This is a genomic window from Streptococcus pantholopis (assembly GCF_001642085.1).
GTDB lineage: Bacteria > Bacillota > Bacilli > Lactobacillales > Streptococcaceae > Streptococcus > Streptococcus pantholopis.
Genome location: NZ_CP014699.1, coordinates 1,636,522 through 1,662,399, shown reverse-complemented (window position 1 = coordinate 1,662,399; position 25,878 = coordinate 1,636,522). Strand labels below are relative to the sequence as shown.

23 protein-coding genes are annotated in these 25,878 nt (G+C 42.4%); 21 read left to right on the top strand and 2 right to left on the bottom strand.

Features of this window, described 5'->3' with window-relative positions:
* Positions 1 to 114 precede the first annotated feature (114 nt).
* A complete protein-coding gene (locus tag A0O21_RS10900; RefSeq protein WP_082854433.1) occupies positions 115 to 2,034 on the top strand; it encodes a DUF2207 domain-containing protein in 1,920 nt (639 codons plus the stop codon).
* Positions 2,035 to 2,119: 85 nt separating this feature from the next.
* Positions 2,120 to 2,959 (top strand): undecaprenyl-diphosphate phosphatase, encoded by an 840-nt coding sequence (locus A0O21_RS07695; protein ID WP_067063864.1) that lies wholly within the window; start codon positions 2,120 to 2,122, stop codon positions 2,957 to 2,959.
* 287 nt (positions 2,960 to 3,246) lie between these two features.
* Here the strand turns inward: A0O21_RS07695 and A0O21_RS07690 are convergent, their stop codons facing one another.
* Positions 3,247 to 4,257 carry a LacI family DNA-binding transcriptional regulator gene (locus tag A0O21_RS07690; protein WP_067063860.1) on the bottom strand — a complete coding sequence of 337 codons (1,011 nt, stop codon included), beginning with the start codon at positions 4,255 to 4,257 and terminating at the stop codon, positions 3,247 to 3,249.
* A 216-nt stretch (positions 4,258 to 4,473) separates the two neighbouring features.
* On the opposite strand from A0O21_RS07690, the gene rpe reads away from it, so the two are divergent.
* The 12 genes from rpe to A0O21_RS07630 all read left to right on the top strand — a co-directional run bounded on the left by rpe (position 4,474) and on the right by A0O21_RS07630 (position 16,578).
* Positions 4,474 to 5,130, top strand: coding sequence for a ribulose-phosphate 3-epimerase (rpe, locus tag A0O21_RS07685; protein WP_067063857.1), 657 nt, complete (start codon positions 4,474 to 4,476; stop codon positions 5,128 to 5,130).
* Positions 5,127 to 5,582, top strand: coding sequence for a ribose 5-phosphate isomerase B (rpiB, locus tag A0O21_RS07680; RefSeq protein WP_067063854.1), 456 nt, complete (start codon positions 5,127 to 5,129; stop codon positions 5,580 to 5,582). The genes rpe and rpiB overlap by 4 nt, the downstream gene beginning before the upstream one ends.
* Positions 5,583 to 5,584: 2 nt before the next feature.
* Positions 5,585 to 6,949, top strand: coding sequence for a PTS transporter subunit EIIC (locus A0O21_RS07675; RefSeq protein ID WP_067063851.1), 1,365 nt, complete (start codon positions 5,585 to 5,587; stop codon positions 6,947 to 6,949).
* A 12-nt stretch (positions 6,950 to 6,961) separates the two neighbouring features.
* A complete protein-coding gene (locus tag A0O21_RS07670) occupies positions 6,962 to 7,906 on the top strand; it encodes a DUF7916 family protein (RefSeq protein WP_067063847.1) in 945 nt (314 codons plus the stop codon).
* Positions 7,907 to 8,175: 269 nt separating this feature from the next.
* Positions 8,176 to 8,931 carry an adaptor protein MecA gene (gene mecA, locus A0O21_RS07665; RefSeq protein WP_067063844.1) on the top strand — a complete coding sequence of 252 codons (756 nt, stop codon included), beginning with the start codon at positions 8,176 to 8,178 and terminating at the stop codon, positions 8,929 to 8,931.
* Position 8,932: 1 nt separating this feature from the next.
* Positions 8,933 to 10,111: a glycosyltransferase family 4 protein gene (locus A0O21_RS07660; RefSeq protein WP_067063840.1), complete on the top strand. Its 1,179-nt coding sequence runs from the start codon at positions 8,933 to 8,935 to the stop codon at positions 10,109 to 10,111.
* A 259-nt stretch (positions 10,112 to 10,370) separates the two neighbouring features.
* Positions 10,371 to 11,141 carry a Fe-S cluster assembly ATPase SufC gene (gene sufC / locus A0O21_RS07655; RefSeq protein WP_067063837.1) on the top strand — a complete coding sequence of 257 codons (771 nt, stop codon included), beginning with the start codon at positions 10,371 to 10,373 and terminating at the stop codon, positions 11,139 to 11,141.
* A gap of 39 nt (positions 11,142 to 11,180) precedes the next feature.
* Entirely contained in the window at positions 11,181 to 12,443 is a 1,263-nt protein-coding gene (gene sufD / locus A0O21_RS07650; RefSeq protein WP_067063833.1) for a Fe-S cluster assembly protein SufD, read from the top strand.
* A gap of 87 nt (positions 12,444 to 12,530) precedes the next feature.
* Positions 12,531 to 13,757 (top strand): cysteine desulfurase, encoded by a 1,227-nt coding sequence (locus A0O21_RS07645; RefSeq protein ID WP_067063829.1) that lies wholly within the window; start codon positions 12,531 to 12,533, stop codon positions 13,755 to 13,757.
* Complete coding sequence (gene sufU, locus A0O21_RS07640; RefSeq protein WP_067063826.1) at positions 13,744 to 14,184, top strand: Fe-S cluster assembly sulfur transfer protein SufU; 441 nt, start codon at positions 13,744 to 13,746, stop codon at positions 14,182 to 14,184. Before A0O21_RS07645 ends, sufU begins: the two co-directional genes overlap by 14 nt.
* Positions 14,185 to 14,236: 52 nt before the next feature.
* Positions 14,237 to 15,655, top strand: a complete 1,419-nt coding sequence (sufB, locus tag A0O21_RS07635) for a Fe-S cluster assembly protein SufB (protein ID WP_067063822.1) — start codon at positions 14,237 to 14,239, stop codon at positions 15,653 to 15,655.
* Between the two features lie 149 nt (positions 15,656 to 15,804).
* A complete protein-coding gene (locus A0O21_RS07630) occupies positions 15,805 to 16,578 on the top strand; it encodes a DUF6612 family protein (protein ID WP_067063819.1) in 774 nt (257 codons plus the stop codon).
* A gap of 224 nt (positions 16,579 to 16,802) precedes the next feature.
* On the opposite strand, the gene pbp3 is transcribed toward A0O21_RS07630, so the two are convergent.
* Positions 16,803 to 18,032 carry a D-alanyl-D-alanine carboxypeptidase PBP3 gene (gene pbp3 / locus A0O21_RS07625; protein WP_067065231.1) on the bottom strand — a complete coding sequence of 410 codons (1,230 nt, stop codon included), beginning with the start codon at positions 18,030 to 18,032 and terminating at the stop codon, positions 16,803 to 16,805.
* Between the two features lie 142 nt (positions 18,033 to 18,174).
* On the opposite strand from pbp3, the gene A0O21_RS07620 reads away from it, so the two are divergent.
* The 7 genes from A0O21_RS07620 (at position 18,175) to A0O21_RS07590 (ending at position 25,866) form a co-directional block, all read left to right on the top strand.
* Positions 18,175 to 19,824, top strand: a complete 1,650-nt coding sequence (locus A0O21_RS07620) for a peptide ABC transporter substrate-binding protein (protein ID WP_067063815.1) — start codon at positions 18,175 to 18,177, stop codon at positions 19,822 to 19,824.
* Positions 19,825 to 19,939: 115 nt separating this feature from the next.
* Positions 19,940 to 20,854: an ABC transporter permease gene (locus A0O21_RS07615; RefSeq protein WP_067065228.1), complete on the top strand. Its 915-nt coding sequence runs from the start codon at positions 19,940 to 19,942 to the stop codon at positions 20,852 to 20,854.
* Between the two features lie 10 nt (positions 20,855 to 20,864).
* The gene (locus tag A0O21_RS07610; RefSeq protein ID WP_067063810.1) at positions 20,865 to 21,896 is read left to right on the top strand and encodes an ABC transporter permease; all 1,032 of its coding nucleotides are present in this window, start codon (positions 20,865 to 20,867) and stop codon (positions 21,894 to 21,896) included.
* Between the two features lie 10 nt (positions 21,897 to 21,906).
* Entirely contained in the window at positions 21,907 to 22,959 is a 1,053-nt protein-coding gene (locus A0O21_RS07605; RefSeq protein WP_067063807.1) for an ABC transporter ATP-binding protein, read from the top strand.
* On the top strand, positions 22,952 to 23,887 hold the full coding sequence (locus A0O21_RS07600; RefSeq protein WP_067063803.1) for an ABC transporter ATP-binding protein: 936 nt from the start codon (positions 22,952 to 22,954) through the stop codon (positions 23,885 to 23,887). Before A0O21_RS07605 ends, A0O21_RS07600 begins: the two co-directional genes overlap by 8 nt.
* Positions 23,888 to 24,351: 464 nt before the next feature.
* Positions 24,352 to 24,777 carry an Rrf2 family transcriptional regulator gene (locus tag A0O21_RS07595; RefSeq protein WP_067063800.1) on the top strand — a complete coding sequence of 142 codons (426 nt, stop codon included), beginning with the start codon at positions 24,352 to 24,354 and terminating at the stop codon, positions 24,775 to 24,777.
* Positions 24,778 to 24,867: 90 nt separating this feature from the next.
* On the top strand, positions 24,868 to 25,866 hold the full coding sequence (locus A0O21_RS07590) for an NADP-dependent oxidoreductase (RefSeq protein WP_067063797.1): 999 nt from the start codon (positions 24,868 to 24,870) through the stop codon (positions 25,864 to 25,866).
* The last annotated feature ends 12 nt before the right edge of the window (positions 25,867 to 25,878 follow it).

Here is a 25,878-nt window from a genome sequence, read left to right as displayed (position 1 = left end):
TTATTTATACAACTACCATTTTACAAAAAATAGACCTGCATTTCAATGTTCTTTACCTATAAATAGTATAATGATACATTTTTATGATAAAATAATAGGATAAGAAAGGGGGAGATGATGAAAAAGTTTTGGCTAATGTTTGTGCTCCTGCTGCTTAGTTTTGGCTTTACACAGGCTGCTGCAGCCGCAGATGTGGATTACAGTATTACCAGCTATACCGGCGACTTAGTAGTTAATGAAGATAACAGTGCTGATTTTACTCAAACTATTGTTTACCACTTTGATTCCTATTACAATGGTCAAGTTGTTACTTTAGGTGAGGCCGGCAACATGCCGGAAGGTTTTTCCGTTGGGGACAGTCCCGATATAGAGGTCTATAATGACGGAGTTTATACCGATATTGACAATATATCAGTCAGCAACTTAGGTGATGGCTATGAGGTGAAAATCTATAATTCCGGTTTTAGCGGCAGTGAAGTTAGACTGGTAATCCATTGGCAGCTCTATAATATCTTATACAAATACCAAGATGTTGCTGAGCTCAATTGGGTCCCAATCAGTGACTGGGATGTGACGCTTCACAATGTCCAGTTCAGGATCAAAACAGCAAAAAAGACCGCTGACAGTCAGCTGTGGGCGCACCAGGGTTACTTTAAACCGGTGCCTGAGGTTAATGCAAAGGACGGCAGCTATACTGTGTCTGCCGGCAGTGTTACTTCTAAGCTTGAGCTGCACGCCTATTGGGATAAGGAAGTCATCAGCACAGCGATAGAAAAAAATGAAGCCGGCAGGGAACAGATTATCGCTCAAGAAAAAAGTATTTCTCGGATGAGTCGCTTTTTAAACATCTTCTTTGCTTATTTGCTGCCAAGTGTTTTTCTTCTTTATTTAGGCTATGTTTTTTGGAACTTTAGAGGCCTGAGAAAGAAGTTGAACCGCTACCAGCGTTCCGACCGCAAAGTCAGACTGTACGAGGTGCCTGAAGATTTATCACCACTGGTTCTGACGCAAAATATTTTTGGAAGCAGTTTTTACCGGCTGAGCCCCACACGGATTAAGAAAAAATCAGATATTCGTTTTGAAAATCTGGTGCAGGCTGTCTTGCTGGACTTGATTGATAGAAAAAATATAGTGCTGACGAAAGAAGATGGGACATTGTACTTAACAGTCAGTGACTTAAACACATTAAGCGATGAAGAGGTCGTTTTTCTTGATATGGCCTTTGGCAATGAGACTAAACTGGCCTTGAATGAACTGTTTTCAGCTTATCAGTATGACCATAAAGCTACCCTTAAGCAGCTGAAAAAGAAGTATAAAGGAGAAAAACTGGAAAAGGCAGTCCGTAAAGCTTCTAGGGAAGTATTAAGTGCGATTAACACTAAAAGCAGGGAAATCTCAGATAGTGTTTTAGAGCATATCAAAGAAGACCAGCTTGTTTCTCCTTACCGATCTTTAGAGAGAGGAGAAGAAAAGCAGCTCGACAGAATGTTAGGCTCTGTCCTGCTGTTAGCTGTGCTTTCGTTAGGGATAGCGGTTTATTTGATATTTAAGTTAAATCTTTTTTCTGCCATTTATGCTGTTTTGCTGCTCATTGCAGTCTGCCTGTATCTTTATTTTTACAGCAGCTCAAGAAAGTATTACAGACTAGGGGTCCTGACAGAGAAAGGCGGAGAAAGAGTTTACTACTGGCATAGCTTTAGAAATATGATTGCTAATATTGAATCTTTTGATCGGGCAGACATAGAGAGTGTCGTTGTTTGGAATCGTCTTTTAGTTTATGCGACCCTTTTTGGTTATGCTAAAAGAGTAGAACATTATCTAAAGATTCACCAGATTCATTCGCTCGGTGCACTTTCGCAAGTACCGTCTACCGATTTTCACTATTTGCTTGGACTCTCGACAGCCCACCTTGTTCAAACGTCCTCCAATGCTGTCAGTTCATCGAATTTTTCAGTTTCTTCCGGCAGTTCCGGAAGCTTTAGCGGCGGTGGCTTTTCCGGCGGCGGCGGAGGAGGAGGTGGAGGTGCTTTTTAGGCCGCCTTCTTGGGACAAAAGCAGCAGAAGAACCGATTATTCGTGAAACGTCTTTTTTGCCATCAAAAAGTTATAAAGGAGTATTATGTTTATTATTGAGTTATTGAAGGCTATCTTTTACGGCATTATCGAAGGGATTACCGAGTGGCTGCCGATTTCAAGCACTGGACATCTGATTTTAGTACAGGAATTTGTTAGGTTCAACCAAAGCAAAGACTTTGTGGATATGTTCAATATTGTTATTCAGCTGGGAGCTATTTTGGCGGTAATTGTCATCTATTTTCAGCGTCTCAACCCTTTCCAGCCCGGAAAAACAGCGCGCCAAGTCCAAATTACTTGGCAGCTTTGGGCTAAAGTTGTTTTGGCCTGCATTCCTTCGGCCATTTTTGGCTTGCTGCTGGATGATTGGATGGAAGCTCACTTCTATAATTTCGTTGTTGTAGCCTTTATGCTTATTCTCTACGGTGTCGCTTTTATATGGATTGAGAAACGTCGCCAAAATGTAGAGCCAGAGGTGACCAGTTTGGCGCGTATGCCCTACCGGACAGCCTTTTATATCGGCTGTTTTCAGGTTCTTAGTATCGTTCCTGGGACCAGCCGTTCCGGAGCAACGATTTTAGGGGCAATTTTGCTGGGGACCAGCCGCTCTGTTGCAGCTGATTTCACCTTCTTTTTAGCTATTCCCACGATGTTTGGCTACAGCGGTCTGAAAGCTGTTAAATTCTTTATTGACGGCAATACATTAGCCTTCAGCCAGCTGATTATCCTGCTGGCAGCCAGTGTAACAGCTTTTATTGTCAGTCTGTACGCTATTCGTTTTCTGACTGATTATGTCAAGAAACATGATTTCACTATTTTTGGCCAATACCGGATTGTTCTGGGCTTCATCCTGCTGGTTTATTGGCTGCTGACTTTAGCAGTATAAAATAAGTTGTAACCAAAAAATCCGGAACTTTTGTTCCGGGCTTTTTTTATCAAGATACAAAGCCCGTTAAAAGAGCAAAGCAAAAATGGCGGTAAGCCAGAAATCTTTGATTTCGAAGGCGCACCCCTGCCAAGACGACTAGAAGGGTACGGTCGGCTGTTAAGACGACAAAGCCTTCAGACGTCTACGGCTGTAACTAGGTAACGGTACAGATTTCCAGCCCCCTCACTCTCCCTTTTCTGGGTTCGGGCTGAAATCATCCACTGGATGATTTCACTGCACAACTCTTAGGGCGTGTTCAGTTCAACAGAGTCACGGACAACCAACTCAACTGGCAGGGTATAGGTTTTGCCCAAGGTATTGGAGTGGTCGAAAAGGTAAAGAAGTTTTTCAACGCTGAGATGGGCCAATTGTTCAATATTCTGCCGAATCGAAGAGAGACTGGGGGAAGCATATGCAGCAGCTGGAATGTCATCAAAACCAATTAGTTGAATGTTTTTAAGAGAGCGTTTGTGCCTGGACAGAAGTGAGAGAAATTCTAAGGCCAGAAAATCATTGAGGGCAAAAATGCCGTCAATATCCGGATGTGCATCCAAAAAACGAAGAACAGCCTCTTGCGAATCGCTCCTGTGGGGATCAAAAAACAGCTGATGCTGATCGGCTCGAAAGGCTATATGGTGCTCTGCCAGAGCCTCTTTAAACCCTTTCAGGCGGTTGGTTTTGGAAGAGGATTTTCTTTGATGGGTCAGCAGTAAAGGGTGCTGGCAGCCATGTGCCAGTAGATAGCCAGTCGCTTGATAAGCACCGTCAAAGTGATCAGAGGCGATAAAAATAGTTTCTGAGAGTTTATCTGGCTGGCGGTCAATGCAGACATAAGGAATGTGTTTGCCTGATGATGAATGAAAGGAAAATTTTTCAGAACCGGAAATAATAATGAGGCCGTCCACGCCCTTACTGTCCAGCATTTTTAAATAAGAGGCTTCTTTTTCGGCACTTCGGGCGGTATTGCAGATAATGGTAGAATAGCCTAAGGCAAACAGTTCCTGTTCAATTAACTCAGTTATTTTTGAAAAGAAATAGTTGGTAATATCAGGGATAATGATGCCGATAGTATAAGAACGGTTCATTCGCAAACTTTTAGCACTGTAGTTCATACGGTAACCGGTTTCTTCAATGACCTTTAAAACTTTTTGACGCGTTTCGTCAGAAAAACGGCCGTTGTTATTAATCACACGTGAAACCGTTGCGACAGAAACGCCGCTCAGTTCAGCAATATCTTTAATAGAGTACTTAGCCATAATACCTCATGTAATACTTTATTTTTTAAAAGGCCTTGACAGCCTTTTTTGGAAGTGCTAACATAGTAGCCAGAAAGGTAATCGATTACCCTTCGCTTAAATCCTATTATAGCGTTAAATTTTATTTTTTTCAAGCTTGAGTAAACGTTTACCTGAAGCTTGGATTATTTCTTTTTGCAGAATGAGTAAACGTTTACTCATAGAAAGGAGGTCTTTATGACGATGCTGCTTTGCCCCTCAATGATGTGTGCAGATTTTGCCAATCTGGAGCAGGAAACACGCGAATTGGAAGAAGCGGGCTTTGACATTTTTCATATGGATATTATGGATGGAGACTTTGTCCCAAATTTTGGTATGGGACTTCAGGATTTTGAACTCATTAGAAAAACAACAAATCGATTAGTCGATGTCCATTTAATGATTCAAAATCCAGGAAAGTATGTTGACAAATTTGCGGACTTGGGGGCGGATATTATTTATGTCCACGTTGAGGCCGATCAGCAAATCACAAGAACCTTGGAGGAGATTTGCAGGAAAGGGAAAAAGGCAGGAATTGCTGTCAACCCTGGAACTTCGGTTGAGACGATAAAGGTGTTGCTGCCCTTAGTTGATTATATTATGGTCATGACAGTCAACCCTGGTTTTGCCGGACAAAAGTATTTAGACTTTGTGGATGAAAAAATCGATCATTTGCTGAGATTGGCCGATAACTATCATTATAAAGTGATGGTTGACGGGGCTATTTCTCCTGAAAGGATAAGAGTACTAAGCAGTAAGGGAGTGACAGGTTTCGTTCTTGGGACGTCTGCTCTCTTTGGACAGGACAAATCTTACCTGGAAATTGAAAAAGAGTTGAGGAGGTTATCAAAATGAAGTTAGCTATTGGAAGTGACCATGTCGGTTTTGAACTAAAAAAAGTTATTATCGAGTATTTAGCAGAACTCGGGTATGATGTTGCTGATTTCGGCCCTGATTCTGACAAACGCACTGATTATCCCCTTTACGGACAAAAAGTCGCTCAGGCGGTTGCAGCAGGTGATTTTGATTTAGGAATTCTGATTTGCGGAACGGGAGTCGGAATCTCCATTTCAGCTAATAAAGTAAAGGGGATTCGTGCGGTAGTCTGCAGTGAACCCTATTCTGCCAAACTGTCGCGGGAACATAATAATACAAATATTTTAGCATTTGGGTCCCGGGTTGTTGGTTCGGAGCTGGCCAAAATGATTGTTAAGGAATGGCTGGCCGCAGAATTCGAAGGTGGCCGGCACGCCAAACGTGTTGAGATGATAAAGGCAATTGAAGAAAAGACCAATGAGGAGGGCTAGTCATGGACAAATACACTGAGCTGGCTGAACAAATCATTTCAGGCATCGGAGGCAGGGCTAACATTGCCGCCCTTACTCACTGTGCAACAAGACTGCGCTTTAATTTAAAAGACCGTGCAAAAGCTTCGAAAACGATTATTTCAGATTTAGATGGTGTTATTGACGTTATTGAGAGCGGCGGACAGTTTCAAGTTATTATCGGAAATGAGGTAGCTCAAGTTTTTGACGCTGTCCAGAAAGTTACAGGAATGTTAGGTGAGAAAATAGATGTTGTAGAAAAAGAGGACTTAAAGGTGAAAACAAAAATAACCGATAAGCTCATTGAGCTGGTTACTGGGATTTTTACTCCGATTTTGCCTGTCCTTATCGGTGGTGGTATGGTTAGAGCACTTCTAATGATCGCTACCACTTACTTTGGTTTATCAGAAGAGAGCGGCAGTTATATTGTCCTGAATGAAATTTATATAGCTGTATATTCATTTTTACCAATTTATCTTGGGTTTGCTGCTGCTCAAAAATTTAGAGCTAATCCTTATGTTGCCGCAGCAGTTTCTTTAGCGATGGTCAGCAGCACTATTCAAACCAGTGTGCAGAGTGACATAGGACTTACACTGTTTGGGATAAAAATGCAGTTTCCAACACAAGGCTACGGCTCATCGGTCATCCCGATTATTATAACAATCTACTTTATGGCAAAATTGGAAGCTTTATGTACGAAATATATCCATGCGACAGTTAAGAATATTCTGACACCACTGATTACTTTGGTTATAACTATTCCATTGATGTTTTTAATTATTGGTCCGATTGCAAGTTATCTTCAAGATTTATTAGGAACTGCCTATACTTGGATTTATAATTTGAACCCTGCTTTGTGTGGTGTCGTCTTAGGCGGAGCATGGCAGATTCTTGTTGTATTTGGGCTGCACTGGGGTATTGTTCCGCTTGGACAAATTAATCTAGCTATGTATGGCAGAAATACCATTAATGCAGTAACAGGTCCGAGTAACTGGTCACAAGCTGGTTCAGCCTTAGGTGTAGCTTTGAGAACTCGGAATAAAAAGATAAGGGAAACAGCTTTGTCAGCTGCTATTACCGGTTTTTTCTCTATTACAGAACCATCAATTTACGGCGTTAACTTAAAATATAAAAGACCATTCTATATTGCAGTGGCAGTCAGTGCTATCTCAGGTGGGATTGCTGGCTATGTTAATGCTGCAGCCTTGGCTGGAGGCCCTGTAGGAATACTTTCTTTCCCATTATTTATTGGTGAAGGTTTTATCGGATTCTGCTTTGCTATGGTTTTTGCCTTTGTTGGTTCAGCAGTGTTGACATATTTTTTGGGATATGATAACCAGAATGACTAAAGGAGCAGTGTAATGAACAGTGTTACAAGATTAATTAGCGCAACAGGGTCAGATTTTAAAAAATTCTCCCCGATGGACTTAAAGGAATCCATTCGAAAATCTGAGGGACGTGTTATTATGGGGCAACACCTTTTGTTTGATAGTAAAGGTTTGGTAAGAGGGGTGACAAATTCAGAAGTCATGTTTGCATTTGGTGCAGATATGGTTATGCTTAACACGATGGACTTAGACGTTGAAAGTCATAATTTGGGTTTGCAAGGTTTAAGCTACCAGGAGCTTAAACAACGCTGCAAAAGACCGATTGGGATATATATGGGGTGTCCTAAAAAAGGCTTTTCGACAGCTGACAAGAATAAGCTATATCGTGTTGAAGGTATGTTATGCACGCCTAATCATGTTGAAAAATGTGTTCAAATGGGTGTTGATTTTATCGTATTAGGAGGCAACCCCGGCTCTGGAACGTCTATTAAGGATGTTGTTGACTGTACAAGGTGGATTAAAGAAAAATATGGTAATCAGCTATTTGTTTTTGCAGGTAAATGGGAGGATGGTACCACTGAACCGGTTTTAGGAGACAGTCTTGCGAATTTTCAAGGACGTGATGACAAAGAAATTATTAAAAAACTGATTGACGCCGGTGCAGATTGCATTGATTTGCCTGCTCCGGGTTCACGCCAGGGTATAAGTGTTGACCATATTCAAGAATTGGTACAGTTTATACATACTTATAAATCGGGAACCTTAGCGATGGTCTTTTTAAATAGTTCTGTTGAAGGATCTGATTCAGATACTGTCAGACTAATTGCATTAAAAATGAAAGAAACGGGTGCAGATATTCATGCCATTGGCGATGGCGGTTTTTCCGGCTGCTCTTCGCCTGAAAATATTTACCAGCTGAGCGTTTCTATAAAAGGCCGCCCCTATACTTATTTTAGAATGGCTTCTGTCAATAAATAAGATTGTTTTAAATAAAAAGTCAAGTCAATGATACTGTCTAGGGAAGCACTTTTTCTTGTGAAACCAGTTTCATATTTTACAGAGGAACTGGTTTATCCCGCCCTTACTCACACTCACTGTGCAGTAAGATTTATGATATGTGTAAGCTTTTAAGCTTTGAGAGCTGTTTCATTTCTGACAGTCTTGTAATGTTTTTTATCTTAAAATTGAAAAAAGGATAGATTTCCTGTATAATAAAGGGACTACTTGACATAGAGGCAAAGATAAGTATGGAAATGAAACAGATAAGTGAGACAACCTTAAAAATCACCATCAGTATGGACGATTTAGAAGAACACGGAATGGAATTAAAAGATTTTTTGATTCCTCAGGAAAAGACAGAAGAGTTTTTCTATACGATTATGGATGAACTGGATTTACCGGATAACTTTAAGGATACGGGTATGCTGAGCTTTCGCGTGACTCCGCGAAAAGATCAGATTGATGTTTTTGTTACTAAATCAGATTTAAACAAAGATATTAATTTCGAAGATTTGGCAGAATTCGGGGATGTATCGCAGATGACGCCGGAAGATTTTTTCAAAACTTTAGAGAAGTCAATGCGGGAAAAAGGGGACACTGAAGCCCATGAAAAGTTGGAAAAGATTGAAGAGATGATGGAGCAGACTGCGGATTCAGTTCTAAACGAAAGCAAAGCAGGCGAAAGGGATGCCGGAGAACAGGAACCGGGGGACTATATTCACTATGTGCTCGACTTTCCGAGTTTGGAAGCTGCTGTTGCCTTTTCAAAAACAGTTGACTTTGATATTGAAGCGTCTGAATTTTATAAAGAAGGGGAGACCTATCACTTAGCTGTTCTTCTTAATCTGGTCCATAAACCCAGCTATTACGCTAATTTGGTGCATGCCCGCCTGCTGGAGCATGCCTGGCAGGGGACTAAAACACGGGCTTATCTGCAGGAGCATGGAGTGGAACTGTTAATGGCTGATGCGGTTCAGCAGCTGCAAATGATTGAGTTGGTATAGTATGTTTCCATTTACGATTGAATTTGTTTTGGTTTTAATTGCTGCTTTTTTGATATCCTTGATTGCGACTCCGTTTGTCCGCTTTCTGGCTTTTAGGGTCGGGGCTGTCGATAATCCTAATGCCAGACGTATTAATAAAGTTCCAATGCCAAGCAGCGGCGGTCTTGCTATCTTTCTTTCTTTCCTGATAGCAAGCCTGCTGCTCATGCCCTTGGTCATCAAAACCGAAATCTGGGGTGTTTCTTATTTTGATTATATTCTGCCCGTGGTTGCTGGGGCTTCTTTAATTATTGTTACCGGTCTTTTTGATGATATTTATGAATTAAATCCTAAAACGAAAATGACAGGCATAGTGCTGGCAGCCATTATGATTTGGGCTTTTACCGATTTTAGATTTAATAGCTTTAAAATCCCCTTTGGCGGGCCTTTGTTAGAATTTGGCCCTGTTTTGACATTTATACTGACTGTTTTGTGGATTGTTTCTATAACGAATGCCATAAATCTTATTGACGGTTTAGATGGTTTGGTCAGCGGTGTTGCCATTATCAGCCTGCTGACTATGTCTGTTGTTTCTTATTTTTTTCTGCCTGAGACAGATTTTTTCTTAACACTGACGATTTTAGTGCTTATTATGGCCATCGCCGGTTTCTTTCCCTATAATTACCACCCGGCTATTATTTATTTAGGGGATACAGGGGCTCTCTTTATTGGTTTTATGATTGGTGTTTTGTCGCTTCAGGGCTTGAAAAATTCTACAGCTGTTGCTGTGGTAACACCAGTAATTATTTTAGGAGTACCAATCATGGATACTGCTGTTGCCATTATCCGCCGTAAACTATCCGGCCGTCCGATTTCCGAAGCAGATAAGATGCATCTGCATCATCGCCTGCTGGCTATGGGTTTTACCCACCGAGGGGCAGTTTTGGTTGTTTATGGCATCGCCCTGCTCTTCTCCTTGATTTCCTTGCTTTTAAATGTATCCAGCCGCTGGGGCGGGGTATTGCTTTTAATCGGTGCTGCCTTTGCTTTGGAAATCTTTATTGAAGGCTTGGAAATTTGGGGTCCGGGACGGACGCCCTTGTTCAATATTCTGGCCTTTATCGGCAACAGTGACTATCGGCAGGCTTCCATCAAAGGCTGGCAGGAAAAATGGCAGAAGGTGAAAAAAAGAAGGAAATAGAGAAAACTCTCAATCAGCACTGATATATGATAAAGCACTCTTGGACTGTTCAGCCTGCCGGGCTTTAGTCTAAAGGGTGCTTTAAGACTTTGTAGGACCTCAGGAAAGAAGGATAAGTCTTACTGATAGCAGCTTCTTTAAAATTTTGCTATAATGATTCTGAACTATGCTGAAGGTGAGTTGCAAAACGATAAAACCTGCTTTAATCGGGCGTTTAGAGGGCTCACTTTGACATTAAATAATTAAAAGGAGTCGACTCATGTCTGTGCTTGAGATAAAAAATCTTCATGTTTCTATTGAGGATAAAAAAATTTTAAAAGGGGTTAACCTGACGCTTAAAACAGGAGAAATTGCTGCGATTATGGGGCCTAACGGAACTGGGAAATCAACGCTTTCTGCTGCAATTATGGGCAATCCCAGCTATGAAGTAACCGAAGGTGAGATTCTTCTTGATGGCGAAAATCTTTTAGAACTGGAAGTGGACGAACGCGCCCGCAGAGGTATTTTTTTAGCTATGCAGTATCCATCAGAAATTCCTGGGATTACTAATGCTGAATTTATCCGTGCCGGCATGAATGCAGGTAAAGCAGACGAGGAAAAAATCAGTGTCCGCGATTTCATTGCTAAACTTGATGAAAAAATGGAGCTTTTAGGAATGAAGGAAGAGATGGCGGAGCGCTATCTCAATGAAGGTTTTTCAGGAGGGGAGAAAAAACGCAATGAGATTTTGCAGCTTCTCATGCTGGAACCGAAATTTGCTCTTCTGGATGAAATCGATTCAGGTTTAGATATCGATGCGCTGAAGGTCGTTTCTAAGGGTGTCAATGCCATGCGCGGAGATGATTTTGGGGCTATGATTATCACGCACTATCAGCGGCTCCTAAATTACATTACGCCGGATGTTGTTCATGTGATGATGGATGGCCGGGTTGTGCTCTCTGGAGATGCCCAACTGGCTGTTCGTCTGGAAAAAGAAGGCTATGCCAACATTGCTGAAGAGCTGGGACTTAAGTATGAAGAAGAAGCATAAAGTCATTGACTTTTCTGCTGCCAGCATAAGGAGGGAAAAGTGACAAAAGAATCCATTTTAAACTTCTCACAAGCTAAGGCTGAGCCAGTCTGGCTGCAGGAACGCCGCTTAGCTGCCTTAGCAAAGATTGATCAACTGGAACTGCCAAAGATTGAACGTGTTAAATTTCACCGTTGGCATTTAGGAGACGGCACAATTGCTGAAAGCGAATACTCGGGAGCAGTTCCGGATTTCACAGCACTTGGTCAGAACCCTAAACTGGTTCAGGTTGGGACACAGACTGTCTTGGAACAGCTGCCGGCTGATCTGCTTGAACAAGGAGTTGTTTTTACTGATTTTCATTCGGCTCTTGCTGAGATTCCGCAAGTGATTGAAAAGTATTTCGGAACAGCTCTGAAATATGATGAAGATAAGCTGGCTGCTTATCACACGGCTTATTTTAATAGTGCGGCTCTTTTATATGTACCGGACAATGTTGAAATAGAGCAGGCTGTTGAAGGTGTTTTTTATCAGGACAGTAACAGTCCGGTGGCTTTTAATAAACATATTCTGATTATTGCCGGCCGCAACAGCAAACTGAATTATCTTGAACGTTTTGAATCAATTGGAGACGGCAAAGAAGAAATATCAGCTAATATCAGCGTTGAAGTGATTGCACTAGCTGGCAGTCAGGTGAAGTTTTCAGCTATTGACCGCCTGGGTGAGCATGTGACAGCCTATATCAGCCGCCGAGGCCGACATGACAGCGATGCTGTTATTGATTGGGCACTTGGTGTCATGAATGAGGGGAATGTTGTCGCTGATTTCGACTCAGACCTTGTCGGAGAGGGGAGTCAGGCTCACCTTAAGGTTGTTGCTGCTTCAAGCGGCCGGCAGGTTCAAGGGATCGATACCCGTGTGACCAATTACGGCCGAAATTCTGTCGGCCATATTTTGCAGCACGGGGTTATTCTGGAGCGCGGGACCTTGACCTTCAATGGAATCGGCCATATTATAAAAGGGGCAAAGGGAGCTGATGCACAGCAGGAAAGCCGAGTTTTGATGCTTTCTGACCAAGCGCGTTCGGACGCCAACCCCATTCTTTTGATTGATGAAAATGAGGTAACAGCCGGCCATGCTGCTTCAATCGGGCAAGTTGATCCGGAAGATATGTACTATTTAATGAGCCGCGGGCTCGACCAAGAGACAGCTGAACGTCTGGTTATTCGCGGTTTTTTGGGGGCAGTTATTACAGAAATTCCTGTCAAGGAAGTCCGTGATGAAATGATTGCTGTTCTAGATACTAAATTGGATAAGCGGTAAGGATAAAAAAAACTCAAGGGCAGCAGGAAAGCTTGTCCGCTTTAAATATGACAGATTAAGGTCCCTGTTTGGATAAGGAGGGGTTTGATGTTTGATGCTAAGACTATTCGAGAAGATTTTGCTATTTTGAATCAGACAGTCAATGATGAACCCTTGGTTTATCTTGACAATGCTGCGACAACCCAAAAACCGCAGTCAGTTTTAACAGCTTTAGAGCAATATTACCAGCGCGATAATGCTAATGTTCACCGCGGAGTTCATACTTTGGCAGAAAGGGCGACAGCCCGTTATGAGGCCAGCCGGGAAAAGCTGCGGACCTTTATTAATGCCTCATCTGTCAAAGAAATTCTTTTTACCCGAGGGACAACAACTGGTTTAAACTGGGTGGCTCGGTTCGCACAGGAAATTTTGCAGCCCGAAGATGAGGTTCTTATCTCTGTCATGGAACATCATTCTAATCTTATTCCTTGGCAGGAAGCCTGCCGCAAAAGCGGAGCGGCTCTTAAGTATGTCTATTTAAAAGATAATGAACTTGATTTAGAGCAACTGAGTCAGCTGATTAATGCCAGAACGAAGTTTATCAGTATTGCTCACGCTTCAAATGTTTTGGGCTGTATCAATCCTATTAAAGATATTGCGCGTTTGGCTCACCGGCATGGAGCTTATTTGGCTGTTGATGGTGCCCAGTCTGCTCCGCATATCCCTATTGATGTTCAGGAATTGGACTGTGACTTTTTTGCTTTTTCTGGACATAAAATGCTTGGTCCGACAGGCATAGGTGTTCTGTATGGGAAAGAGGCTGTTCTGAAAGAAATGCCGCCCATGGAATTTGGCGGTGAGATGATTGATTTTGTTTATGAACAGACGGCCAGTTGGAAGGAGTTGCCTTGGAAATTTGAAGCAGGGACACCAAATATTGCCGGTGCTATTGCTCTTGCTGCTGCTGTAGATTATTTAGAAGGGCTGGGTATGGACAAGGTACAGGCCTATGAGGAAACTTTAGTGGCTTATTTGCTGCCGCAACTGCAGACTATTGAGGGTCTGGAGCTGTACGGGCCTCAGGATGCTGCAAGACATACAGGGGTTCTGTCATTTAATCTTTCTGGGCTGCATCCGCATGATGTTGCGACAGCGCTGGATTACGAGGGGGTTGCAGTTCGTGCCGGCCATCACTGTGCACAGCCTCTTCTCCAATATTTAGGGATTCATTCTGCTGTACGTGCCAGCCTTTATTTATATAATACAAAAGCAGACTGTGACAGGCTGATTGCTGCTATTCTTAAAACAAAGGAGTTCTTTCATGGCACTTTCTAGATTAGACAGTCTTTATATGGCCGTGGTGGCTGATCACTCTAAAGCTCCTCATCATCGCGGTGTTTTAGAGGATGCAAAGCATATTCAGCTTAATAACCCGACCTGCGGTGATGTGATTTCACTATCGGTTCAATTTGATGGGGATCGTATTTCTGATATTGCATTTGCCGGAGACGGCTGTACCATTTCAACAGCGTCAGCCAGTATGATGACTGATGCTGTGATAGGAAAAACCAGCTCAGAAGCCTTGGAGCTGGCTGATATTTTTTCAAAAATGATGCAGGGAGAAAAAGACAGTGCTCAGAAAAGACTGGGCGATGCTGAATTTTTGGCTGGGGTCTCTAAATTTCCTCAGCGTATCAAATGTGCTACTCTGGCTTGGAATGCTGTCAAAAAAGCGATAGAAGCAAACGAAACAAATGGGTAAAAATGATTATCCTGTCAATCAAACGTAAAATATAAAATGTGGAAGGGATATAATGGCAGAAATAAACGAAAAAGTTGAGCCTAAGCCAATTGATTTGGGAGAATATAAATTTGGTTTTCATGATGATGTTGATCCGATCTATTCAACTGGGAAAGGACTGAATGAGCAGGTTATACGTGAGCTGTCTGCTGCAAAAGAAGAGCCGGAATGGATGCTGGATTTTCGCCTCAAGGCCTTAGAAATTTTCAATAAGATGCCGATGCAGGACTGGGGACCGGATTTGTCGGCTATCGATTTTGATGATTTGATTTATTATCAAAAACCTTCTGATAAACCGGCCAGAACATGGGAAGAGGTACCTGATAAAATCAAAGAAACCTTTGAGCGGATCGGTATCCCTCAAGCAGAACGTGCTTATCTTGCTGGAGCTTCGGCTCAATATGAATCAGAAGTGGTTTACCATAATATGAAAGATGAATATGATAAACTTGGGATTGTATTTACAGATACCGATTCTGCCCTAAAAGAGTATCCTGACCTTTTTAAACAGTATTTCGCAAAGTTAGTACCTCCTACAGATAATAAATTAGCTGCGCTGAATTCAGCCGTTTGGTCGGGAGGAACTTTTATTTATGTTCCCAAAGGCGTTGAGCTGGAGATTCCTTTGCAGACCTATTTTCGAATCAATAATCAAAATACAGGCCAGTTTGAGCGCACCTTAATTATTGTTGATGAAGGAGCCAGTGTCCATTATGTGGAAGGCTGTACAGCTCCGACTTACTCTACCAACAGTCTCCATGCAGCTGTTGTTGAAATTTTTGCCCTTGAAGGCAGTTATATGCGCTATACGACCATTCAAAACTGGTCTGATAATGTCTATAATCTGGTAACAAAACGGGCAAAGGCAGCTAGAGATGCTACTGTGGAATGGATTGACGGCAACTTGGGCGCTAAAACCACAATGAAGTATCCGGCGGTTATTTTAGACGGGGAAGGCGCGCGCGGAACCATGCTTTCCATCGCTTTTGCTAACAGCGGACAGCATCAGGATACCGGAGCTAAGATGATTCACAATGCTCCGCACACCTCCTCATCGATTGTGTCCAAATCTATCGCAAAAGGCGGCGGGAAAGTAGATTACCGCGGGCAGGTTACTTTTGGCCGAAACTCGAAAAAGTCTGTCAGCCATATTGAATGCGATACTATTATTATGGATGATATTTCAGCATCTGATACGATTCCCTTTAATGAAATCCATAATTCGCAGGTTGCTCTTGAGCATGAAGCTAAGGTCTCAAAAATTTCTGAAGAGCAGCTTTACTATCTGATGAGCCGCGGACTGACTGAAAGTGAAGCGACCGAAATGATTGTTATGGGCTTTGTTGAGCCCTTTACCAAAGAGCTGCCTATGGAATATGCCGTGGAACTGAACCGTTTAATCAGCTATGAGATGGAAGGCTCTGTCGGCTGACTGTTTAAAATAGCAAAAAGGGTCAGGAAATACTCACTATGGGGATTTCCTGACCTTGTTTTGATTATTACAGTTTTTTAACAGTTTTAAGGATTTGTGAAAAAGCTTTCAAAAAAATGATATAATAAGGCCTGTTAGGAGGTCAATTTATGAAAAGAAAACTTTACTATGGTTTTATCTGTTTGCTTGCGCTGATTTGCTTAACAGCCTGCGGGACAAGCAATAGACAGACAAAACAAACTAAAGAATCCAGTTCCCAGCAGGAGCTGACAGTCGATCAGCTATTGAAAAAAGCCAAGAGAGCAAGTAATAAGGTGACTTCGGTAGCAGTTGATATGCAGCTGGATATCAAATCGAGCTCCGGGAACACCCATCAGGATTTTCTGGCACAGGCGCAGTATGATAATGGTGAATTAACCAAGGTAAGTTCACAGATTGAAGAAACGTCTGGCAGTCAGACTTCATATGATGAAGTAATTGCCATTCAAACCGATAATAACCGCTTTACCTATTATCAGCGGACGGATAAGAACGGTCAGTGGCGAAATGGCGAATGGGAAACGATTGATTTGGATCCTGACTATTTTTCATTCTTAGATATTGTCTATAAAATGTCAGACGATTTGACGATTGAAGAAGAGGATGATGCCTATGTTCTGAGTCTGCGCAGTCAGAATATTGACTTGATTTCTCTTTTCAGTGATGAATTAAATCTGAGTTTGACAGGTGTAGAGCAAACGGAAGTGGAAAAAGATTTCGAAATCCGATTTGACAAAAAAACATTTTACCTGGAAGAATTTGACATGGATTTGAATTATAAGGGTGCTAAAGGCAGTCTGAGCATGGATATTGGCGGAACTTATTCAGATTGGAATAAGGTCAAAGACTCTGTTTTTGATGCACCGTCAACTGACAATATTTGATGATAGGCACTGTTCATAGCAGTTTCTGCAGATTTGAACGGACAAAGGAAGCAGAACTTTTGTCCTGTCTCGTGGAAAAGCAAAAATTCTTGGCCTCAGTCACTGCTGTCGCTTAATCATATATCTACTAGCAGCGGACAGGTAAGGTCAGACTTTGAGAAAAAAAGAGCGGGAGAATTCGTGTTTTTTAACACACGAATTCTCCCGCTCTTTTTAGTGATGGATTATAAATAGTCATTAACATAGTTTACAAAGTGGTTCCACCAGACTTTTAAGAAGAAACTGCGCTCAACTTCACTCTGAGCAACCAGTTCAACACGGGGGACGGCCTCAAGATAGCCGCTGCCTATTAAATCATTATCGGCATAAACAGCGGTTCCGACAGTCTGGCCTTTAGTGACTGGAGCTGTAACGGTTTGGGTATTAGCAATAATTTTATCAGACTGATTATCAGACTTCTTTTGGACAACCTTTAAATCTGACTTGGCAACAGCTTCTACTATCTTTTTCTTACCATCGAGTACAGAGCCTGTACTGCTGTTATAACTGTCTCCCGCAGAAAGAAGAGTAACCAGTTCAAATTGGTTTTGTACATAATCCAAAATAGAGTTTGTCACTTCGAAACGGGCATAGTCGTTTTCTTCCCCGCCTTCAGCATTCATAACAACAGCAATAACGCGCATCCCATTTTCGTTAGATGTTGCCACAAAACAGGCTCCGGCTAATTCAGTTGTCCCTGTTTTCAGACCGTCGACCCCTTCGCGCGCATAAGGCATGTCCGCCAGCATGTAGTTGTAAGTGTTTATGGTTGTCCCTGCAAATGCTGCACTTGTTTGCTGGGTGATTTTGAGGACATCGGGATATTCTGTGATTAGATGACGGGCAATAATGGCCACATCCAAAGCACTCATTTGGTTTTCAGCATCTGGCTCTGATTCGGGGTAAATATTCTCTCCTAGGTAGGTATTATTGAGTCCGGAGGCATTGACCAAACTGGCGTCACTGATTCCCCAGTCTTGGAGCTGAGCCTGCATCATATCAACAAAAGCAGCCTCTGAACCGGCAATATGCTCAGCCAAAGCTATAGCCGCACTATTAGCACTGGCGATTAAAGTAGCATTAACCAACTGATCGACTGTGTACTCTCTGTCTTCCATAGGAACATTGCTGACATCGGAGTTGGCTGTTAAATGATAGGCATAATCGGAAATAGCCACTTTGCTGTCCCAGCTGAGGTGTCCCTGATCAATTTCTTTATAAACTAAATAAACGGTTAAAATCTTAGTTATTGAGGCGATACCATCAGGCGTAGTCGCATCCTTTTCGTAAAGGATTTTTCCTGTCGAAACTTCGACAGCCAAGGCATGCTCAGCCGCAGCTTCGAAATCATCGGCCTTTGCAGTCCCTCCCCAAAAAATTAACAGAATAAAAATAATACCGAGTATTTTTTTCATCTCATGCCCTTTCAGAAGTTTTCTTGATTTATTATACCATAAAATCATGGTCATATTTTCCATCATAAAATACTTTGATTAAGGAAATTTTATGATATAATAGTACTACAAAAATGAAAAGAAAATTATAGGAGGGCTTGCTATGGCCTTAAACAATCGCTTATGGAAGCGCATCAGTCTTGGTGCGGCTACTCTTGTCTCTGCAGCTGTCTTAACAGCCTGCGGCAACAGCACCCAGTCGAGTACTGAAATTAATTGGTACACGCCGACTGAAATCTCCACTTTGGACATTTCAAAAGTAACAGACACTTACTCTTCAATTGCTATCGGTAATTCTGGGGGAAACTTGCTGCGTATCAATGAAGACGGAGAAGCAGTTCCTGATTTAGCGAAAAAAGTTGATGTTTCTGAAGACGGCCTGACTTATACAGCGACATTGCGCGATGACCTGAAATGGTCTGACGGGAGCGACTTGACAGCTGAAGATTTCGTTTATTCATGGCAGCGGATCGTTGCTCCGGCGACAGCTTCAGAATATGCTTATTTAGCAGTAGAAGCCCACCTTCTTAATGCCGGTGATATTAATTCAGGGAAAAATACAAATTTTGACGATCTGGGAGTCAAAGCAGACGGCAATAAAGTTATTTTCACTCTGACAGAGCCTGCACCGCAATTTATTTACTACCTGTCTTTTGTTAACTTTATGCCGCAAAATAAAGATTTTGTTGAGAAAGCCGGCGATGATTACGCGACAACATCAAAAGACTCGCTCTACTCAGGCCCGTATACAGTTGAAGACTGGAATGGTACAAGCGGCAGCTTCACTCTTGTTAAAAACGAAGAATACTGGGATGCAGATAATGTTAAAACAGAAAAAATCAATGTTCAGACCATCAAAAAACCAGATACAGCTGTCCAAATGTATAAGAATGGGGAACTCGATTTAGCCAACATTTCGAACACATCAGCTATTTACAATGCTAATAAAAACAATAAAGATGTTGTAGATGTTCCGGAAGCTGTGACTTCTTATATGGTTTATAATCAGACCGGTTCAATTCCGGCGCTGACTAATACTAAGGTGCGCCAAGCGCTTAATTTGGCGACCGACCGTGAAGGGATCGTTGAAGCCGCAACTGATACCGGTTCTTCAGCAGCTACAGCCTTTGTGCCGACTGGTCTTGCTAAATTAACTGACGGCACTGATTTAGCAAAATATGTAGCACCTGGTTATAAGTATGACGCTGACGAAGCGGCTAAGCTTTTTGAGGAAGGCATGGCAGAAGTCGGCCAAGATTCCTTGACGCTGACACTTACCGCTGATTCAGACAATCCTGTAGCTAAGGCAGCGGCTGACTATATCAAACAGACTTGGGAAGAAGCCCTTCCGGGACTGACTGTCGAAGAAAAATTTGTCACCTTCAAACAGCGCCTGGAAGATACTAAAAAACAAAACTTTGAGGTGGCTTTAGTCCTCTGGGGCGGAGATTATCCAGAAGGCTCTACATTCTATGGTTTGTTTACGACAGATGCCCCTTATAACTACGGTAAATTCTCAAACGCTGAATATGATGAAGCCTATAATAAGGCTATCACGACAGATGCATTGGATCCTGATGCAGCAGCTGCGGATTATAAGGCTGCTGAAAAGGCTCTTTATGACAATGCGCTCTACAATCCTATTTACTTCCGCCGAACAGAAGCTCTGCAAAACCCTGATATTAAAGGGCTTGTGCGCAATTCGACTGGTTTAAGTGTTGATTTCACTTATGCCTACAAAGATACCAAATAAATTTTGGTAAAAAAACAGCAAATAATTGGCAAGAATTGGCTGGCTCCAATTCTTGCTTTTGTTGGGAGAAAAATTTTTTTCTCCCAACAAAAGCAAATTAACAGAAGGAAAGATTATGGCTAAATATATTCTTAAGCGTGTTGCGATTCTTCTTGTGACACTTTGGGTTGTTGTAACCCTCTCATTTTTTCTTATGCAGATACTGCCGGGGACACCTTACAATAATCCTAAACTGACTGATGAAATGGTTGCTCTGATGAATAAACAGTATGGTTTAGACAAACCAGTTTGGCAGCAGTATCTAAAATACCTTTATGATGTTTTGCATGGTGATTTTGGCACCAGCTATCAATCCATCAATCAGCCGGTTTCCCGCTTAATTGCCCAGCGCTTAGGGGTTTCTGTCCATCTCGGTATTCAGGCGCTGATTATCGGCTTGCTGGCTGGTCTCTTTGTCGGAGCAGTTTCAGCGCGGAATAAGAATAATTGGCTGGATAATAGCTTAAGTATCATTTCAACCTTAGGCATTTCGGTACCTTCCTTTATTATTGGTTTGATTCTGCTGGATTATTTTGGTTTTAAATGGGGCCTCCTGCCTCTGGCTGGCTGGGGAACTTTTGCGCAGACAATTCTGCCTTCAGTGGCTTTAGCGATTCCGGTTTTGGCTCAAGTGACTCGCTTTTTTAGAAGTCAGATGATCGAAACGCTGAATTCTGATTATATTCAGCTGGCCAGAGCTAAAGGCCTGGCTAAACGCCAAGTGTCCAGAAAGCATGCTTATCGAAATTCAATGATTCCTGTTCTGACCTTGGTTGGCCCTTTAGCTGCTAACTTACTGACAGGGTCAGCCTTGATTGAGCAGATTTTTTCTATACCAGGAATCGGTCAGCAGTTTGTCTCCTCAATTCCAACAAAGGACTATCCGGTTATTATGGGGACAACAATCGTTTATGCTGTGATGCTGATGGCTGCTATTTTAGTTACTGATATTGTCACAAGCATTGTTGATCCCCGTGTACGCTTGCAGTAAGGAGAACGTGATGGCAAATAAAAATGAAATGTTTACTCTTGTCGGAGTTGGTTCAGCCAGCTCCCAAGAAAAAATTGAAAAACCAGCTCTCTCCTTTATACAGGATGCTTGGCGGCGTTTAAAGAAAAACCGCTTGGGAGTCATCTCGATGTGGTTCCTGCTTTTTTTGATTATTTTTTCATTAGCATCGACTTTTTTTGTTCCACAAAATGACGCTAATAAATTTAATACAAAAGAAGTGACTGTTTATCGAAATCTCCCTCCTAAAATCAGCGACCATCTTCCTTTTTGGAATGGGACAATCAGGTATGCCGGCAATACAGAGGCAACAGATGTTTATGCTGATCAGGGGGTCCCTGCGGACACTAAGTTCATTTTAGGAACAGACAATCTTGGACGAAGTGTTGCCAAGCGTATTATTGTTGGTATTAGGATTTCCTTGCTTATTGCTATTGCTGCCACCTTGATTGACCTTATTATCGGGGTCACTTACGGCCTGATTTCCGGCTATATCGGCGGCCGAGTGGATACCGTGATGCAGCGGATTATTGAAATTATTTCCTCTATTCCTAATTTAGTTATTGTTACCATGCTGGGGCTGCTCCTTGGGAGCGGTGTGACCTCTATTATCATCTCAATTGCTATTGTGGGGTGGACAGCAATGGCCCGCCAAGTCAGAAATTTAACGCTGTCCTATCGTGAACGTGAATTTGTCTTGGCTGCACAGTCTTTAGGGGAAAGCAAACCTAAAATTTCTTTCAAGCATATTCTTCCAAATATTTCTGGAATTATCATCGTTCAGATCATGATGACTGTCCCCAGTGCCATCATGTATGAGGCTGTGCTGTCAGCCATTAATTTAGGCGTTAAGCCGCCGACAGCTTCCTTAGGGTCGCTGATTACAGATGCACAGGAAAACCTGCAGTACTATCCCTATCAGGTGATGCTGCCGGCCTTAGCCTTGGTATTTATTTCGCTGGCCTTTATTCTCTTAGGTGACGGGCTTCGTGATGCGTTTGATCCTAAGTCAGGGGACCGTTAGGAGGAAAGAAATGAGTCAAGAAACAATTTTACAAGTTAAAGACCTCCATGTGAACTTTCAGACTTATGCCGGAGAGGTCCAAGCAATCCGAAATGTCAATTTTGAATTGAAAAAAGGCGAAACGCTTGCCATAGTAGGAGAATCAGGGAGTGGGAAGTCAGTAACAACCCGCACACTTATCGGTTTGTCAGCTGCTAATGCTGAAATTAGCGGTGAGATTGATTATAAAGGAACTAAGCTGCATGAATTAAAGGAAGAAGAGTGGGTAAAGATTCGGGGCAATGAGATAGCCATGATTTTCCAAGACCCGATGACCAGCCTTGATCCGACAATGAAAATCGGTAAGCAGATTGCTGAACCTATGCTGCTCCATGAAGATATTTCTAAACAAGAGGCGCTGCAAAGAGCCCTTGAACTGATGAAAAGCGTCGGCATTCCTAATGCAGAGGAGCATATCAATGACTATCCGCACCAATGGTCAGGGGGAATGCGTCAGCGGGCGGTTATTGCTATTGCACTGGCTGCCAATCCCGAAATCCTTATCGCTGATGAACCGACTACAGCATTAGACGTAACGATTCAGGCCCAAATTCTTAATTTAATGAAGGACATTCAGAAAGAACGCAAAGCTTCAATTATTTTCATTACCCATGACCTCGGTGTAGTTGCCGGAATGGCTGACCGTGTAGCTGTAATGTACGCTGGTAAAATCGTTGAATACGGGACAGTCGATGAAGTTTTCTACAATCCGCAGCATCCCTACACTTGGGGCTTGCTTAATTCGATGCCGACAACCGATACAGAAGCCGGAAGTCTCCGGTCTATACCCGGAACACCGCCTGATTTGCTCAATCCTCCTAAGGGAGATGCATTTGCTCCGCGAAATGAATTTGCCCTAGATATCGACCGTGAAGAAGAACCGCCGATGTTTAAGGTCTCTGAGTCGCATTATGCAGCTACTTGGTTGCTGGATGAACGGGCTCCCAGAGTAAAAGTACCGGCAGCTATTGCAAAACGGTGGCAAAGGTGGGAAGAATTGAAGGGAGAAAAGAGTAATGACTGAGAATCGTAAAAAGCTTGTTGAAGTCAAAAATATATCTTTAACCTTCAATAAAGGCAAAAAAAACGAAGTGAAGGCTATTGACAATGTCAGCTTTGATATTTATGAGGGGGAAGTTTTAGGGCTGGTCGGAGAATCCGGATCCGGAAAAACAACCGTCGGACGGGCTATTCTCAAGCTTTATGACATCGACAAAGGTGAAATTGTCTTTAATCAGCAAACCATATCGCATTTAAAGGGAAAACAGCTCCATGATTTTCGTAAGGATGCCCAAATGATTTTTCAGGATCCTCAGGCCAGTCTTAACGGCCGAATGAAGATTCGTGATATTGTGGCTGAAGGGCTGGATATTCATAAACTGTCTAAAAGTAAAGAAGAACGCCAGCAGAGAGTTCAGGAACTACTGGCGCTTGTAGGACTTAATAAAGATCATCTGACCCGCTATCCGCATGAGTTTTCAGGCGGTCAGCGTCAGCGGATCGGGATTGCACGGGCTCTGGCTGTTGAGCCAAAATTCATCATCGCCGATGAGCCGATTTCAGCACTTGATGTTTCGATTCAGGCACAAGTTGTCAACTTACTGCAGCAATTGCAGCATGAACAAGGCCTGACCTATCTTTTTATCGCCCATGATTTGTCAATGGTGAAATATATTTCTGACCGTATCGGTGTTATGCATTGGGGAAAAATCTTAGAAATAGGGACTGCTGATGCAGTTTATAACAACCCTATTCACCCTTATACGAAAAGTCTTTTGACGGCTATTCCTGAACCTGATCCGGAATTCGAACGCCGACGTGTACCTTACGTTTACGATCCTAAGCAGGAATTAGACGGTCAGGAGCGGACAATGCATGAAATCACCCCCGGACATTTTGTGCTGTCAACAGCTGATGAAGCAAAAGCTTATCGGAAAACTGCAAAAAATTAAAACGTCCTATGCAGAATCAAGAGGACAAACTCCTGATGCAAAAAATGCCCTATGTCCTATCTGTGACTGTATCAAGTTAGGAACAGTCGGGACGAGAACAAACGCATACAGCTGAGTGAAGGAAACTTTATGTCTATACAGTTCCCTTTTAGTGAGACTGGGCAGGTTATCCATTTTGGGATACCTGCCCTATTTTATATGACTTACGGTCTTGTGTGGTTAAAAATAACGATCTGTTGACTAGAAAGTCATGAGTTAAGGCCGAAAGCCATTAGCCATAAACTTTGGTATAATCCTCGCTACGGACGGAAAAAGCGGGATGCCATCTATCCATCTCTTTTTATTGTGATTTAGAAGAGCGTTATTAACCTGAAAAAATCAAGCAAAAGTCTTGCCAGAAGGAAAATCTTGTGGTAAACTTGTTTTTTGTATCAGATACAAGAACACTAAATAAGGGGGAGATTATGGACACAAAGTTTTCTGTCGCTCTGCACATCTTAACCATGGTTAGTGAAAGTAAAGAGACACTAAGCTCTCAGGCTTTAGCAGAAAGCGTCGGGACCAATGCTAGCTATATTCGGAAAGTTATTGCTCTTTTGAAAAATGCTGGCCTGATGACTTCTCATCAGGGACGAACCGGTTACCAGCTGAGCAAACCGCCTAAGGAAATTTCTTTACTAGAGATTTATTATGCGACTCAGGAAATTGATCATATCAGCCTCTTTCAAGTTCATCAAAACACTAACAAAGAATGCCCCATTGGCAAGCATATGGAAGGCGCTATGGTTCCCATTTTTTCAAGTGTGGAAAAACAGCTGGAAGGAGTCTTAGTGAAGCAAACACTGAGTCATGTGATTAACAACCTTTATCTAACAGCCCAGAAAAGTTGAATCTGACTATAGATGCTACAGTCAGATTTTCTCAAATGTAACATAGACTTGTAATCGATACAAATACAAATAAAAAAAGGAAAGAAAAAAATGAAAGCAGCACAGCACACAACTTACGATAAAAACAAAATCGCACTGAAGATAACAGAAATTGCCAAACCAAAAATTTCAAACAGCCAAGTCTTGATTAAGGTAAGGGCAGCTGGTGTCAACCCTTTAGATAATATGATTTCTCGCGGAGAAGTCAAGATGATTGTTCCTTATAAACTGCCGCAGACTGCCGGTAATGAAGTCGTTGGCCTAATAGAGGAAGTTGGTTCAAATGTGACGAAATTTGCAGTCGGCGACCGTGTCTTTGGCCGTTTACCCTTAGATAATATAGGAGCCTTTGCCGAGTTTGTAGCGGTAGATAGCCAAGCGCTTGCTAAGGTGCCAGACTATTTAACAGATGCAGAGGCTGCAGCTGTTCCTCTCACAGCTCTGACCATTATGCAGGCTCTTGATTTAATGGAAGCACAAGCAGGCAAGACTATCTTCATCTCAGGCGGCACAGGGGGTGTAGGTGGGATGGCCATTCCGATTGCCAAGGCCAGGGGCCTGACTGTTATTACCAATGGTGATGGGTCCAATGCGGAGAGGGTCATGGCACTTGGAGCAAACCAGTTTATTGATTACAAAAAAGAAGACTATACCAAAATTCTTTCAGAAATTGACTATGTTTTAGATACTCTCGGCGGAGCTGAGACTGAAAAGCAAATGTCCATCATGAAAAAAGGCGGCCGGTTAGTATCGCTTCGTGCTATGCCAAATGGAGCCTTTGCTAAGCGGATGCATCTGCCAAAATATAAACAGCTCCTATTTGCTTCAGCTGGGCGTAAATTTGATCAAATGGCTGCCAAATACGGTGTTCACTACTATTTCATTTTTGTGGAGAGCAATGGTCAGCAGCTCCAAGAAGTTGCAGACATTTTCAGTGAACTCCAGATCAAGCCATCTATCGATACTATCTATCCATTTGAAGAAGTCAATGCTGCGCTGGATAAAGTAGCTAATGGCCGTTCTCGTGGGAAAACGGTTCTCAGTTTCTAAGTTTATTAAGGA